18 protein-coding genes are annotated in these 13,518 nt (G+C 75.6%); 8 read left to right on the top strand and 10 right to left on the bottom strand.

Annotated elements, in window-relative coordinates; all coding sequences use genetic code 11:
- The first annotated feature begins 530 nt into the window (after positions 1-530).
- Together NRO40_RS08160 and NRO40_RS30745 are read left to right on the top strand one after the other, a co-directional pair.
- On the top strand, positions 531-941 hold the full coding sequence (locus NRO40_RS08160; RefSeq protein ID WP_058942340.1) for a hypothetical protein: 411 nt from the start codon (positions 531-533) through the stop codon (positions 939-941).
- Positions 942-1,001: 60 nt separating this feature from the next.
- Positions 1,002-1,076: a 50S ribosomal protein bL37 gene (locus NRO40_RS30745; protein WP_391953216.1), complete on the top strand. Its 75-nt coding sequence runs from the start codon at positions 1,002-1,004 to the stop codon at positions 1,074-1,076.
- Between the two features lie 19 nt (positions 1,077-1,095).
- Here the strand turns inward: NRO40_RS30745 and NRO40_RS08155 are convergent, their stop codons facing one another.
- Positions 1,096-1,644, bottom strand: a complete 549-nt coding sequence (locus NRO40_RS08155) for a flavoprotein (RefSeq protein WP_058942406.1) — start codon at positions 1,642-1,644, stop codon at positions 1,096-1,098.
- Between the two features lie 204 nt (positions 1,645-1,848).
- Between NRO40_RS08155 and NRO40_RS08150 the strand changes: the two genes are divergently transcribed.
- On the top strand, positions 1,849-2,109 hold the full coding sequence (locus NRO40_RS08150; protein ID WP_058942339.1) for a DUF2277 domain-containing protein: 261 nt from the start codon (positions 1,849-1,851) through the stop codon (positions 2,107-2,109).
- Here the strand turns inward: NRO40_RS08150 and NRO40_RS08145 are convergent.
- The 7 genes from NRO40_RS08145 to NRO40_RS08115 form a co-directional block, all read right to left on the bottom strand.
- On the bottom strand, positions 2,063-2,686 hold the full coding sequence (locus NRO40_RS08145) for a DedA family protein (protein ID WP_058942338.1): 624 nt from the start codon (positions 2,684-2,686) through the stop codon (positions 2,063-2,065). The two genes, NRO40_RS08150 and NRO40_RS08145, sit on opposite strands and share 47 nt — an antisense overlap.
- A gap of 135 nt (positions 2,687-2,821) precedes the next feature.
- On the bottom strand, positions 2,822-3,265 hold the full coding sequence (locus NRO40_RS08140) for a DoxX family protein (RefSeq protein ID WP_058942405.1): 444 nt from the start codon (positions 3,263-3,265) through the stop codon (positions 2,822-2,824).
- Positions 3,266-3,327: 62 nt separating this feature from the next.
- On the bottom strand, positions 3,328-5,307 hold the full coding sequence (locus tag NRO40_RS08135) for an FAD/NAD(P)-binding protein (protein WP_408056984.1): 1,980 nt from the start codon (positions 5,305-5,307) through the stop codon (positions 3,328-3,330).
- A 39-nt stretch (positions 5,308-5,346) separates the two neighbouring features.
- The gene (locus NRO40_RS08130; RefSeq protein ID WP_058942337.1) at positions 5,347-7,092 is read right to left on the bottom strand and encodes an alkaline phosphatase D family protein; all 1,746 of its coding nucleotides are present in this window, start codon (positions 7,090-7,092) and stop codon (positions 5,347-5,349) included.
- Between the two features lie 116 nt (positions 7,093-7,208).
- Positions 7,209-7,418 (bottom strand): DUF397 domain-containing protein, encoded by a 210-nt coding sequence (locus NRO40_RS08125; protein ID WP_058942336.1) that lies wholly within the window; start codon positions 7,416-7,418, stop codon positions 7,209-7,211.
- A gap of 29 nt (positions 7,419-7,447) precedes the next feature.
- Complete coding sequence (locus tag NRO40_RS08120; RefSeq protein WP_058942335.1) at positions 7,448-7,660, bottom strand: DUF397 domain-containing protein; 213 nt, start codon at positions 7,658-7,660, stop codon at positions 7,448-7,450.
- Positions 7,657-8,496 carry a helix-turn-helix domain-containing protein gene (locus NRO40_RS08115; RefSeq protein ID WP_058942334.1) on the bottom strand — a complete coding sequence of 280 codons (840 nt, stop codon included), beginning with the start codon at positions 8,494-8,496 and terminating at the stop codon, positions 7,657-7,659. Before NRO40_RS08115 ends, NRO40_RS08120 begins: the two co-directional genes overlap by 4 nt.
- Positions 8,497-8,590: 94 nt before the next feature.
- Between NRO40_RS08115 and NRO40_RS08110 the strand changes: the two genes are divergently transcribed.
- From NRO40_RS08110 to NRO40_RS08100, 3 genes are read left to right on the top strand one after another with little or no spacing between them, the layout of a single operon-like run.
- Positions 8,591-8,860, top strand: coding sequence for a hypothetical protein (locus tag NRO40_RS08110; protein WP_408056983.1), 270 nt, complete (start codon positions 8,591-8,593; stop codon positions 8,858-8,860).
- The gene (locus NRO40_RS08105; protein WP_058942332.1) at positions 8,857-9,114 is read left to right on the top strand and encodes a DUF7848 domain-containing protein; all 258 of its coding nucleotides are present in this window, start codon (positions 8,857-8,859) and stop codon (positions 9,112-9,114) included. The genes NRO40_RS08110 and NRO40_RS08105 overlap by 4 nt, the downstream gene beginning before the upstream one ends.
- Positions 9,111-9,596 carry a hypothetical protein gene (locus NRO40_RS08100; RefSeq protein ID WP_058942331.1) on the top strand — a complete coding sequence of 162 codons (486 nt, stop codon included), beginning with the start codon at positions 9,111-9,113 and terminating at the stop codon, positions 9,594-9,596. Before NRO40_RS08105 ends, NRO40_RS08100 begins: the two co-directional genes overlap by 4 nt.
- Before the next feature lie 414 nt (positions 9,597-10,010).
- Here the strand turns inward: NRO40_RS08100 and NRO40_RS08095 are convergent, their stop codons facing one another.
- Entirely contained in the window at positions 10,011-10,667 is a 657-nt protein-coding gene (locus NRO40_RS08095; protein WP_058942330.1) for an HNH endonuclease family protein, read from the bottom strand.
- A 188-nt stretch (positions 10,668-10,855) separates the two neighbouring features.
- Here NRO40_RS08095 and NRO40_RS08090 point away from each other — a divergent pair, with 188 nt between their 5' ends.
- Positions 10,856-11,608: an ABC transporter permease gene (locus NRO40_RS08090; protein ID WP_058942329.1), complete on the top strand. Its 753-nt coding sequence runs from the start codon at positions 10,856-10,858 to the stop codon at positions 11,606-11,608.
- Between the two features lie 492 nt (positions 11,609-12,100).
- Complete coding sequence (locus NRO40_RS08085) at positions 12,101-12,685, top strand: TMEM165/GDT1 family protein (RefSeq protein WP_058942328.1); 585 nt, start codon at positions 12,101-12,103, stop codon at positions 12,683-12,685.
- 31 nt (positions 12,686-12,716) lie between these two features.
- Here the strand turns inward: NRO40_RS08085 and NRO40_RS08080 are convergent, their stop codons facing one another.
- On the bottom strand, positions 12,717-13,397 hold the full coding sequence (locus NRO40_RS08080; RefSeq protein ID WP_058942327.1) for an HAD-IA family hydrolase: 681 nt from the start codon (positions 13,395-13,397) through the stop codon (positions 12,717-12,719).
- Between the last annotated feature and the right edge of the window lie 121 nt (positions 13,398-13,518).

Genomic DNA, 13,518 nt, shown 5'->3' with positions numbered 1-13,518 from the left:
CCGCCCTCGCCGGGGCGGCGCGCGAGGGGCGAAGGGACAGGCCGCGGCGGGTGGTGCGGTGGGTGACCGTGCGCTGCCGGCCCCGGTTCACCCGCGACCCGGTCGTCGCCCGGTGGGTGCCGCCTGAGAGGGCGCCGCCCGCCGGCGCCTCCGCGACGCACCGCGCCCGGTGGCACGGCGGACGGTCGGCGCGCCCGCCCGGACCCGCACGCCGCGGAGACGGTGGAGGTCCGTCCGGCTCACCACCGCCGTACCGCCCTCTGGCGCGACTGGCCCGTGGGGGAGGAGCGGCGGGGCGGAATGACCGGCGCGGGCGTGCCGGGTCGGGGGATACGCCCGTGCCCCGGCAAGGCGGCGCGCGGTGCGCCGCCGCGCCGTGCCGTGCGCCCGGCACCGGACCTGGGGCCCGCCCCCGTGATCACCGTCGCTCCGGAGCGCACCAGGTCACGCCCGGTGCGCCTTCCCCGGCCCGTCGCAACGGGCGGACCCTGCTGGCGGGTACGAGGGGGGACGAGGAGAGGCGGTACGGCATGGCGCGGACACAGGACAGGTGCGGGGCCGTCACCAAGCAGGGGTGGCGCTGCCGGCGGCTGGCGATGATCGGGGCCGCCCGGTGCCATCTGCACCGGGCGGACTGGGCGACGTACGCCATGGACCGGCTGCGGCAGGCTACTGAGCGGGCGGTGCGGCCGGGTGTCGGGCAGGCCACCGAGCGGGCGGTGCGGCCGGGCGTCGGGCAGGCCGCGGCGCGGGACTCCGGGCAGGTCGTCAGGCCGCGTGTCGAGCCGTCCGCCCAGCCCGCCACCGGAGCGGCCGCCGTGCGGACCGCCCACCCGGCCGAGGGGCAGGCCGCCCGCCAGGCCGCCCGCCCCGCCGCCGGGCCGTCCGCCGCGGAGGGCCGGGAGCGGCGCGCTGGTGCGGGGGCGAGCCCGCGAACCTAGACTGACGGGTGCCCGGAACACCCGGTTACGCCCCTTTGTGGGGCGGGAGGGAGGTACGCGATGTCGAAGCGAGGCAACAAGCGGCGCGCCCGCAAGGGCAAGAAGGCCAACCACGGCAAGCGTCCCAACACCTGAGCGGCTCCGCCCGGCGGCGTCAGACCGCCGGGCGTGCGGCCTCCACCGCGTCCAGGGCCGGACCCCACGCACACCGGTCCGGCCACTCGGGGCCGGGCACGTCCGTCGTGGGGCCGCCCTCGCCGTGGAGGACCACCACCCCCGCCGACCGCAGCGTCTCCAGCGCTCTGTCGAAGCGGGGGTGCCGTGCGTGCGCGGCGCTCACGCACGGTACGGCCACGGTCGGCAGGCCCCGGCCGGCGCACTCGGCGGCCACGCCGACCGCGAGCGTGCCGGTCAGGCCGAGCGCCCAGGCGTTGACGCTGTGGAAGGTCGCCGGGGCGAAGAGCAGCGCGTCCGCCGCGGGCCAGACCCCCGGTTCGCCGGGTCGGGGGTACGCGGCGCGCACCGGGTGGCCGGTGAGCGCGGCCAGGCCGTCCAGGCTCGGCTCCAGCCAGTCCGCGGCGGTGGGGGTCAGTCCGAGGCAGACGTCCCAGCCGCGCGCCTGGGCGTCCTCGATCACGCCCGCCACGTCGAACACGGGCAGGGCGGCGGAGCAGAACAGGTAGAGGGTCCTCGTCGTGATCATGGAGTTCATCTGATCACATGCCGGACGGGTGCATCCTGGAGTCGGGACCCCTTCCGGCCGCCTGGCCGCCCGACCGTCCCGCAGTCCGACCGCCTGACCGCCGACGGCCCCGCAGCCCGACGGCCCGACGGCCCGGCGGCTCGACCGCCCGCCCGCACCGCCCGCCCACTCACCGCCCGCCCGCTCCGAGGACCGAGGACCGGTATGTGCCGCAGCATCAAGACCCTCCGCCCGCCCGTGCTGCCCGAGGAGGCCACGGAGGACGACATCCACGCCGCCGCGCTCCAGTACGTGCGCAAGGTCTCCGGGTTCCGCGCGCCCGCCGCGCACAACCGGGAGGTGTTCGACCGGGCCGTCGCCGAGGTGGCCGGGGCGACGCGGCGGCTGCTCGACGACCTGGAGGTCCGGGGCGCCGCCCCTAGGAAGCCGGAGCCGGAGCCGGCACAGGCGTCGGGCGGCGCATGACGTACGCGGCGAGGCTGCCCGCCAGGAACAGCGCGACGACGGAGACCGCCGCGCTGAACCACGTCGCGCCCAGCCACTGGCCGCCGAAGTAACCGAGGCCGACGCTGTACGAGGCCCAGGCCACCCCGGCCAGGATCGACCACGGCACGAACTCGCGCGCCCTGCGCCGGGCCGCGCCCGCGCCGAGCGACACCACCGACCGTCCCGCGGGGGCGAACCGGGCGATGACGACGAGGGCGCCGCCGCCGCGGCCGAGGGCCGTGCCGAGACGTTCCTGCGCGGTCGTCAGCCGACGGGAGCGGGCGATGGCCCGGTCCAGGCGGGGGCCGCCGCGCCAGGCGAGGCGGTACGCGGCCAGGTCGCCGAGGACGGAGGCGGTGGCCGCGCACAGGGCGAGGGCGACGAGCGAGACGCCCCCGGGCGCTGCCGTCGCCGTGGCCGCGGTCGCCGCGGTCGCCGCCGTGATCACCAGGACGCCGCTGGGCAGGAGCGGGACGAACACGTCCAGCAGCACCGAGGCGGCCACCGCGGCATAGATCCACGGGCTCGCCGCCAGCCACCCCACGCTCTCCAGCACCTTTTCTCCCCGCTTCACCCCTGAGAACCGGAACAGCGTACGCCTCACGGCTCCCCCTGACGCACCGGAGGGCACGGGGTGGTGGCCCCGTGCCCTGCGCCGCCGCCCGGGTGGGGGCGGGTGTCCGGACGCGCGTCAGGCGGCGACCGTCGCGCGGGTCCGCCCGGCCTCCTGCTCGCGGGAGCGGAACAGGGCGTCCAGCGCCAGGGCGCCGGGGCCGGTGAAGACCAGCAGCAGCAGCGCCCAGCAGAACAGGGCCGCCGTCTCGCCGCCGTTCTGCAGCGGGAACAGCGCCGACGGCTGGTGCATCTTGAAGTACGCGTAGGCCATCGCGCCGGAGGAGACGAAGGCGGCGGTGCGGGTGCCCAGGCCCACCAGGATCAGCGCGCCGCCGACCAGCTCGATGACGGCCGCGTACCAGAACGGCCAGGTGCCGGACGGGACCGTGGCGCCGCTGCCGTTCGCCCCGCCGAGGACGCCGAAGAGCTTGGCGGCGCCGTGGCACAGGAAGAGCAGGCCGACGACGATCCGGAACAGTCCGAGCGCGTACGGCTGGGACTGCTGGAGGCGGCTGGTGATTCCGGACATGGGGGGCTCCTTCGGCGGGGGACGTGACCGACGAGCCACCACGTTAGGCGCGCCTAAGCAGTACTTGCAAGTTCAACATTCGGTCGTCTCCGGGACCGGGGCGGGAGCGCGGGCGCCGTCCGGGTCGCCGCGCGCAGGGCACCACGGGCCACCGCGTCCGCGTCCGACAGGGTCACCGAGTCCACGCCCGGCCGGGCGCCCGCGGCCGTCACCCAGTGCACGCCCTCCGTCGGCACCCCCAGCGCGAACCGCCGCGGGTGCGGGACGCCCCGGGCGTCGACCAGGTGGTACGGGCGCCCGGTCACGTCCAGCCCGCCGGTGTCGTAGCCGTCGACGACGTGGGTGCGGCAGCCGCCGCTCGCCAGCAGGTGCGCGAGGAGCGCGTCGTCCGCGCGCCGCAGGTCGGGGTGGGGCAGCCGCGCCTCGATCAGCGTCGTCGCCGCGACCGCCGAGCCCGGCACCCGGGGCGACACCCCGACGAAGGCGCCCGGCTCGGCGCGGACCTCCATGCCCGGGCCCACCACGTCCAGGACGCCCGCCTCGACCAGCGCGGCCATCTCCTCGACGCGGCGCCGGGGAGGGCCGATCGAGAGGAACGCGTTCAGCGGCGTGTACCGGCGGTCCAGGTGGTCGCGGCGGGACCCGCCCGACAGCCCGGCGTGGTCCACGACCGCCCGTACCTCGTTGCGGATGTCGCGCAGCACGTCCAGCGCGGCCTTCACGGGACCCGAGACGTTGCCGAGCGCCGCTTCCGCCGCGTCCGCGCGCAGCCGCTCCAGCAGCCAGGCCCGGTGGGCGGCCGGGGAGCGGAACGTTTCTCCCGCCGCCGGGTCCGCGACCCGCTCCCAGCACCAGCGGTCGGCGGGGTCGACGCCGTACGCGTCCAGGACGGCGTCGCGGGCGGCGCCGTCGCGGAAGGCGAGGAAACGGGAGCGGAAGCGGGACGTGTCCCGCTCGCCCCGCCGGCGCAGCAGGGCCTCGTAGTAGACGGTCTCCACCTCCAGCTCGACCAGTGGCCGGATCTCGCCGTCGAAGTCCGGTGGATCGCCGCCCTCGGCGCGCTTGCGGAACGCCTCGACGACGTCCGGGGTGAGCAGGAGCGGCCGGTGCCGCCGGGAGGCGCCCTTCTCGTTGTCCCCGCGCGCCTGGTACGGCACGCCGCGCCGGGACCCGGCGTACAGGCGCGGCTCGCGGCCGGAGGGGCGGTACGCCAGGGTCCCCGCGCCGTCGCGGACGAACCGGCCGCCGCGTCCCTCGGTGAGCAGCGCCATGTGGTCGAAGAAGGTGAGGCCGAGGCCGCGCAGGAGGACCGGTTCGCCGGGCGCGAGGGGGGAGAGGTCGAGGTCGGCCGGGTTGGCGGGCGGGAGGTGGCGCAGGCCGTGCCGGGCGGCGTGCGCGGCGAGCCGGGTCCGCTCCGCGTCGGGGGTCTCCGGCAGGTGCCCCTGGGCGAGGACCACGGCGCCCAGGCCGGTCAGCACGGTGCCGTCGTCGAGGGTCAGCCGCTGCCGCGGGGCGTCCTCCCCGCCCGCGCCGGGAGCGGGCGCCTCGTCCTCCAGGCGGACCGCGCGGGCCCGGTGGACGTGGACGGTCGTCCCCGGCGGCGCCCCGCGCAGGGTCCGGGCGAAGGCCCACGCCAGGTACCGGCCGTACAGCGCCCGGGGCGGGTAGTCGTCGGGGCCCAGGGGGTGGCCGTGGGCGACCGCCCACGCGTGGAGGCTCGGGCCGGGGCGTACCGGGCCCTCGCAGCTGACGCTGTCGTCGGTGAAGACCGTCACCTGGCAGGCGACCGTGTTCATCAGCAACGCGCCCGCCTGGTCGGTCCGCCACACGCGGCCCGGGCCGGCGGGTGAGGGGTCGACGACGTGGACGACCGGAGCGGCCCCCGGGGCCAGTTCCGGAACGGAGGCGCAGAGCCTCTCCAGGACCGACGTGCCGCGGGGACCGGCACCGACGAGGGCTATGGCAGGGGGGACGGAGGACAAGACGAAGACTCCCGGAGGGTGGGGCGGGAAGCGGATCGTGCGGGCCATCATGCACCTCCGGCGACCCCGCCCGAACCTCCGGGGTGAACGTTACCTTCCGTGAATCCGTGCGGACGCGACCCGTTCACCGGGCCGTTCGTCCACCCACGCCCGCTCGTGCACGGTCGTCAGGCCGCCGCCACGACGGGCGCGTTCCAGGCGCAACCGCGCGCTCCGCCCGTGCAGGGTCAGCGTCATCAGCTGGTTGCCGAACCACGGCCCGCCCGTCCTGGCCCAGCCGGTCTCCGCCGCGCCCACCCGGCCGTGCCGGGCCAGCGCCCGCCCCAGCCACCGGCCCGCCCGGCTCCAACCGAAGCGGAATCCGAGCCGCAGGACGTACGGGATGCGCTGGTGGACCGGCGAACAGGTCAGTTGCAGCACCCGCGCGCCGTCACCCGCGGCCGGCTCCCGCTCGGGCTCCGCCACGTACGCGTGGTGCACGTCCCCCGAGAGCACGGCCACCGTCGCCGGGGCGTCCGGGCCCAGCGCCGCGTCCGCGAGCAGCCGCGACAGCCACGCGAACGACGCGGGGAACGCCGCCCAGTGCTCCAGATCCGAGTGGCGGCGCGCCGACTCGCCCACGCGCGCCCAGCGTTCGCCGCGCTCGCCCCGGCACAGCGCGGCGTTCCACCGCTCGGCGTCGTGCACGAGCGGCGGCAGCAGCCACGGCAGCGCGCTGCCGACCAGTACGTGGTCGCGGTCCTCCCGGCCGGCCAGCACCTGCTCGTGGACCCAACGGGCGTCCTCCTCGCCGAGGATGGCCCGCTTCTGCTCGTCCAGCACCCGGCCCGCGCGCGTGTCCACCATCACCACCCGCGTGCGCCCCAGGTCGCGCCGGTAGCTCCAGCGGATCCGGGCCGGGTCGACGTCCGCCTCCTCGGCGAAGCGGCGCAGCGCCGCCGTCCCGTCACCGGCCGCGCACACCTGCGCGTAGAGCCGGTCGTCGGCCAGCTCCGCGGGGGAGAGGTTGCCCAGGTGCTGGTGGACCCAGTACGCCATCAGACCGCTCGTCAGGCGCTCCCGCCACCACGGGGTGCGGCGCATCTCCGACAGCCAGGAGGCGCTGGTGTTCCAGTCGTCGATCACGTCGTGGTCATCGAAGATCATCATGCTGGGCACGGTGGACAGCAGCCAGCGCACCTGCGGGTCGAGCCAGGACTCCCGGTAGAGGCGGGTGTACTCCTCGTAGTCGGCGACCTGCGCCCCCGGGGGCTCGGAGAGGTCGCGGCGGGCCGCCAGCCACCGCCGGGTGTCCTGCGACGGCCGGTCCGCGTACACCTGGTCGCCCAGCAGGAGCAGCACGTCGGGGCGGTCCGCCGCGGGGTCGGCGGTGAGCCGCGCGGCGAGCGCCCCGAGGGCGTCGGGCCCGGCGGGCCGTCTGCCGGCCGCCCCCGTCGCCGCCCAGCGGCACGAGCCGAAGGTGACGCGCAGCGGCTGGTGGGCGATGCCCGGCCCGGCGTCGGCGCCCGGGGTGCCGGGGACGGAGAGGGTGCTCGGCGGGAGGGGCGAGCCGGGGTGCGGCCAGACGCGGTGGCCGTCGAGCAGCACCTCGTACGCCGTGGTCGTGCCGGGCGCCAGGCCGGTGACCGGGACGAGCGCGTAGTGGTGGCCGGCGACCTGGAAGGTGCGGGCGCGGCCGCCCGCGCCGTCCGCGCAGCGCACCTCGGCGGTGCGAGGCCGGTCCGCCTCGATCCAGATCGTCGCGGTCGGCGCGTACGGCTCCCCGTCGGCCGCACCGGCGCCGTCCGGCCACTCCACGTACCTCAGCAGCGGTCCCAGCCGCAGTCCGGCCCCCATGGCCCGGCCCCCCTCCGTCACCCCGCCCGTACGGTACGGGACCCGTACGGTACGGGCCCGGGGCGCGGCGGGCCATCCGCGGTGGTGGGGGCGGGGGTTGGGGGCGTCGCGCCGTGTCAGGCGGCGTCGAGGTGTCCGCTCTTGACGCCCGCCACGAACGAGGCGAACGCACCGGTCGAGACGTCCAGGACCGGTCCGCTCGGGTCCTTGGAGTCACGGACGGGAACGACGCCGCGCGAGCGGGCGAGGTTGGCGGCGACCTCTATGCAGTTGCCGCCGTTGTTGCTGTACGAGGACGTGAACCACTGCGGGTGCTCGGTCGTCACGGGGTGCCCTTTCGCTGTGTCGCGCCGTGTCAGGCGGCGTCGAGGTGCCCGCTCTTGACGCCCGCCACGAACGAGGCGAACGCACCGGTGGAGACGTCCAGGACCGGTCCGCTCGGGTCCTTGGAGTCACGGACGGGGACGACGCCGCGCGAGCGGGCGAGGTTGGCGGCGACCTCGACGCACTGGCCGCCGTTGCCGCTGTAGGAGGACTTGTACCAACGAGGGGGTTCGGTCGTCGTCACGGAATGCCCTTTCGTACCTCACGGATCATGGCCACTGAGTCCGCTTGTGAGAGTGCTTCGGCCTGTAGCTGATGGTAGGCGGTGAGCATGGGCAGCACCCCAGTGCTTTCCCGCTCCAAGTGACCTCGCTGCGAGGACTCCGCGTACGACATGAGTGATCTGTCCGCCATGGTCAACACGGTGATGGGCAGACTGAACGGCCGCCGTTCCCCCATCGTGAACGGGGCGACCTGAAGCACTGTGTTCGGGAGCTCGGCGAATTGGAGAAGGCGGGCGCACTGGGCATCCATCACGGACGGTGGGCCCATCGGTCGATGGAGGCAACTCTCGTCCAGGACAGTGAAGATCAAGGGTGCGGGCGTGCGGTTGAGGCTGGCCTGTCGCTGCGCCACCAGCGCAACGCGTTCATCCGCCTGGTCTTGCGTGATCGCCGCGCGTCGGACGGCGTCCGCTTCCAGAGTCGCCGCGTAGTCCGGAGTCTGGAGCAAGCCAGGTATGACGCCTACTTCGTAGAGCCGGATCTCCACCGCTCGGGCCTCGTGGCCCAAGTACTCCGGGAACCCCTCCAGCAGCGCCCCGTGCCGCAGTTCACGCCACTCACGTTCGAACGAATCGGCGGTACCGGTGGTGCCGAAGGCCAGGTCCAAGGCCCGCGAGAACGGCAGAGTTGGCGGCTTGCGTGCAGTTTCCACTGCAGAAATATGCTTACTGGAATATGCCGTTCGTGCGGCTAAGTCCTCTTGGCTCCATACCCGGTCCTCGCGCGAGCTGCGCACACGGGCGCCGTATGCCGCTCCTGGGCTGCTTTCCGGGTGCAGTTGCTTGCGGTTGACCACAACTCTCCCTTCTGGCGTGACACGTTGAAGAGTCCCTGATCCTAGGTCACGCTGAGCCGCCCTGGTAGTGGAACGACTACGGAGAGGAGTGGCAGTGTCCGAAGGTTCCGAAGGTGGCGTGACCGCGGAGGGCCGCGAAGCGCCATACGCCCCGACCCCCGGCACGCTCGTGGTGGACACCGGCCGGGCCGACCGGCTGGGCGAGTTCCGGGGGGTCGCCGGCCCGTACTGGTCGCTGCGTCCGGTCGGGGGCGGGCCCGAGTGGGAGGCCGAGCCCGGGGCCGTCCGTCGGGCGACCCGCGCGGAGCGGCTGCACGCGGAACTCGAACGGTGGAACGCCCGGAGCCGGGGTGAGCGGCTGTGACGCGGACGTACCGGCTCGTGCGCCACCGGCTCGCGCCGCACCGGGACGAGGGCGCCCCACCGCTCACCCACCGGTTCCGCTGCACGGCGCTCGACGGCGACGGTACGAAGTGCGGCGCGGAGTCGGCCGCGTTCGGGAACGCCGGCGACGCTCAGCCGTGGACGTTCTCACATCTGCGCGACCACCCCGGCCACACCACGTTCCTCGAAGTGATCGAACGCCCGTGGGTGCTGCTGCGTGAGGGGCGGCCGTGAACGGCGGGACCGTCCCGGCGGGCTACCGGTCCGAAGTGCTCGCCGAGGGGCCCGTGTACGGCACGGGCCGGGTGGTGCGGTACGTCCTCGGCGCCTTCCGCACCATTTCCCCGGTCCTGGCGCTGCGATGGCTCCGCGGTGAGGCCCTGCGCATCGCGGACCGGCTCGACCCCGACCCGTACCGCTCGGCTTGGGTGCGCCCTGCCGTGCGCGTGGTGAGCGTGCCCGTGCCGGATTGCCCCGCGCGACTCCGGGCGTGGGCCACCGCCCCTGACCGGCAGCGCGCGGCGCGCGAGCACATCAAGAACGGGCATCCGCTGTCCGTCGAGGTCCCGGATGTGGACTGCGCGTACATCCTGTCGGCCTGGCCGGTCCGGCTGTCCGCCGACGAGTCGGCCGGGACGGCGCCCGAGCCCGCACCCCACCGAACCGGCGGGCCCCCGTGCCCCCTGCCGTGCTCGGGGGAAGGCGCGCGGAGGTAGCGCCGCCCCGCGCGGAGCGGCCTGCGCGACGACCGGGGCGAGCCCCGTCGGGAGCCGGGCGGCCGCACGCGCGCCGCGTTCGCCGGTGACGTTCCGCCAGCGCCTCCCGGCGCCTCGCCGGTCCCGGCTGCCCCCGGCCCCTGATCGCCGCCCCCACCACATAGGACCCCGGACCGGACAGCGCGGGGCCCGTGACTCGCTCTGTGGTGGGGGCGGGTTCCCATCCCGGGTGGTTGCCGGCCCCCGGGGCCGCGGGATCGCCGACGGCTGGCCCGTGACACGCCCGGCGCGGCGAGCGCCCCGCCCGGCGGGTCACCCGCCGTACCGGTACGGCACCCCGGCCGGGGCGGGAGCCGTACCGGTGCGGGGCGCATGACGGCAGCAGGGGGCGGGCCGAGGGCCGGGGTCGCGTGGTCAGCAGGCGTTGAGGGTGGACTGCAGGGCGGTCTTCTCCGCCGTGTCCACCGACAGGCCCCAGTGGTGCTTCACGTGCACCCACATGCGGGCGTACGTGCAGCGGTACGTCGTGCGCGAGGGCATCCACTCGGCGGGGTCCTGGTCGCCCTTGGCCTGGTTGACGTTGTCCGTGACGGCGATGAGCTGGGGGCGCGTCAGGTCGTTGGCGAAGGCCCGGCGGTCGGACGTGGTCCACGCGTTCGCACCCGAGCGCCACGCCTCGGCGAGCGGGACGACGTGGTCGATGTCCAGGTCGGAGGCGACGGTCCAGGTGGCGCCGTCGTACTCCGAGTACCAGCGCCCGGCGACGGCCGCGCAGCCGGCGTCCTGCTCGACACCGGTGCCGTCGCGGTGGAGGACGACCTCGCGGGTGTTGCAGGTGCCGTACTGGGTGATCCAGTGCGGGAAGGCCTCCCGGCTGTAGCCGGAGGAGGAACCTTCCGCCCGGACCGCGAGCTGGCCCAGGTACGTGCGGGCGGTGGAGGCGCTGACCGGGGTGGGCGGGGCCGCCTGGGCGGTGGGCGCGGTGACCAGCAGGCCGGTGGCGGCCAGGGCGGCGGCGAGCGTGGCGACGGCGGCGCGGCGGAGGGGTTGACGCGCGTAGACACGGGACATGCGTACTCCCAGCGGGGGTGAGGGCTCGACCGGGCCGCCCGGGAGGGCGGCTCGGCCATCGTGGTGGCGCCGGGTGTCGCGGGGGTGGGCGCCAGGTAACAGCGTGACGACATGCACACGTCACGACAAGGTCCTTGTCGACTTGATGACAACCCGCCAGGCGGGGGTGCGCGCCCTAGGGTTGGGGTGTGCTGCTGACCGTCGACCTCGCTTTCGGCGCCGTCCTCGCCGTCCTGCTCGGCGTCGCGGTGACCGTCGTCGCCGTCGCCCGTCTGCGCCCGCCCCGGGAGGTCGCCGTCGCGGGGGTGCGCGCCGCCGTGCAGCTGGCCGCCGTGTCGCTGGTCATCGGCTGGGTGGTCCGCGCCGTACCGCTCCTCCTGCTCTTCCTCCTCGTCATGTACGGGGTCGCCGTACGGACCGCCGGCCGGCGCCTCACCGCCAACCGCACGTGGCGCTGGGCCGCCCTGCCCATCGCCGCCGGGGTGGCGCCGGTCGTGGCGGCGCTGGTCCTCACCGGACTGGTGCCGGTCAGGGGGATCACGCTGGTCCCCGTCACCGGGATCCTCGTCGGCGGGGCGCTCACCGCGACCGTCCTCGGCGGGCGGCGCGCCCTGGACGACCTGGCCGCCCGCCACGGCGAGGTGGAGGCGGGGCTCGCGCTCGGCCTGGCGCCCCGCGACGCCCGGCTGGAGGTCGCGCGGGCGGGCGCCGCCGACGCGCTGCTGCCGGGGCTGGACCAGACCCGGACGGTGGGGCTCGTCACGCTGCCGGGCGCCTTCGTCGGCATGCTGCTGAGCGGGGCGTCACCCCTCCAGGCGGGCGCGGTCCAGCTGTTCGTGCTGGTCGCGCTGATGGCGGTGCAGGCCGTGGCGGTGGCCGTGGTGCTGGAACTCGTGGCGCGCGGCCGACTGCACCGGGCGGAGGAGACCACCGCCGGTTGAGGGAGGGGCGTCCGCGGGGGAGGTCGACGGTCGAGGGGGAAGGGCGTTCGCGGGAGGGGCCGACGGGTCGGAGGGGCGGGGTGTCCGCGGGAGAGGTCGACGGGCGAGGGGCGGGGTGGCCGCGGGGCCGGCCGGCCGAGGTGGCGGGCGAGGCGGGGCGGGCGCGGGCGCACGGGCGGCTGGGGGAGTCGGGTGGCCGGGGGCTGGCCCGGTGCGGGCGGGCGGGGCCTGGGCGGCTGGGGGCGCCGATCCGGGTCGCGTACCCTGGACGGAGCAGAAGGGGAGTAGCTCTTCGCCGGACCGTCGACATACTGCTGGGCCTCGTGCCCGGCCGGCGCCCGGAGGCGGACCTCGCGAGAGGCGCCGCCAGCGAGACCTTCGGCACCAGCGGAGTCATGTATCCATGGCCCCGTCGTGCCGAAGCGAGCCCGAAATCGCGCCAGCGACGGTCTCTCGGTACGGCGGAGCCCGACCGATTGAGGAACCCAGCCCGTGCTCAGCCTGACGATCATGACGATCACCTTCGGTGTCGTCTTCCTCGCCGAACTCCCCGACAAGACCGCGCTCGCCGGTCTGATGCTCGGCACCCGCTACCGCGCGTCCTACGTCTTCGCGGGCGTCGCCGCCGCCTTCGCCGTCCACGTGGCCCTCGCCGTCGCCGCGGGCAGCGTCCTCACGCTCCTCCCGCACCGGCTGGTGCAGGCGTTCGTCGGCGTGCTGTTCCTGGCGGGCGCGGCGGTGCTGCTGCTGAAGAAGGGCGACGACGAGGAGGAGGAGCTCAAGGCCCCCGCCGACCAGTCCTTCTGGAAGGTCTCCGGCGCGGGCTTCATGTTGATCCTCGTCGCCGAGTTCGGCGACCTGACGCAGATCATGACCGCGAACCTCGCCGCCCGCTACGACGACCCGCTCTCCGTCGGCCTCGGCGCGGTCCTCGCCCTGTGGGCGGTCGCCGCCCTGGGCATCCTGGGCGGCCGGACCCTCATGAAGTACGTTCCGCTGCGGCTGATCACCAAGGTGGCCGCCGGTCTGATGCTGGCGCTCGCGGGCTTCAGCTTCTACGAGGCGCTGGTCGGCTGACGCGGCCCGGCGGCCGGTGCCCCCCGGGGCGTCAGGCCGCCGGGGCGGTGACGTGGAGGTGGAGCACGCCGTCGGCGCCCGCCTCCACGCGCAGCCGCGTCAGGTCCGCCACGTGCACGTCCGGTGCGAACGCCGCGGCGCGCGGGCCGACGCCCACGACGCGCATGCCCGCCGCCCGGCCGGCGGCGACACCCGCCTCCGAGTCCTCGAACACCACGCACTCCGCCGGGGCGAAGCCCAGCTCCGCCGCGCCCTTCAGGAAGCCCTCCGGGTCGGGCTTGCTGGCGCTGACGCACTCGGCGGTCACCCGCACTTCCGGCATGCGCAGCCCGGCCGCGCCCATCCGCGCCCGCGCCAACGGGGCGTCGGCGGAGGTGACCAGGGCGTGCGGGAGGGCGGCGATCGACGCGAGGAAGTCCGGGGCGCCGGGTATCGGGGCGACGCCGTCGAGGTCGGCCGTCTCCTCGGCGAGCAGTTCGCGGTTCTCCGCGTGGTTGAGGTCCATGGGCCGGTCGGGCAGCAGGACGGCCATCGTGGCGTACCCCTGGCGGCCGTGCACGACCTTCAGCGCCTCCTGCGGGTCCAGCCCGTGCCGGAGCGCCCAGCGTCGCCAGACGCGCTCCACCACCGCGTCGGAGTTGACGAGCGTGCCGTCCATGTCGAGCAGCAGGGCCCGGGCGGTGAGGACGTCGGTCGTGGGGGTGGCCGTCATGGGGGGGGGTCTCCAGGGCGCGAGGGTGTACGCAGTGGGCCCGCCCGCCGGTCAGGGAGTACGGGCGGGACCACTTTGTTCCTGCACCATACAAAACGAGGGGCGTCCGGCGCCACCCCGG

The organism is Streptomyces changanensis (genome assembly GCF_024600715.1).
Taxonomy (GTDB): domain Bacteria; phylum Actinomycetota; class Actinomycetes; order Streptomycetales; family Streptomycetaceae; genus Streptomyces; species Streptomyces changanensis.
The sequence above is the reverse complement of the archived record's forward strand: the minus strand, read 5'-3'. Positions and strand labels throughout refer to the sequence as shown.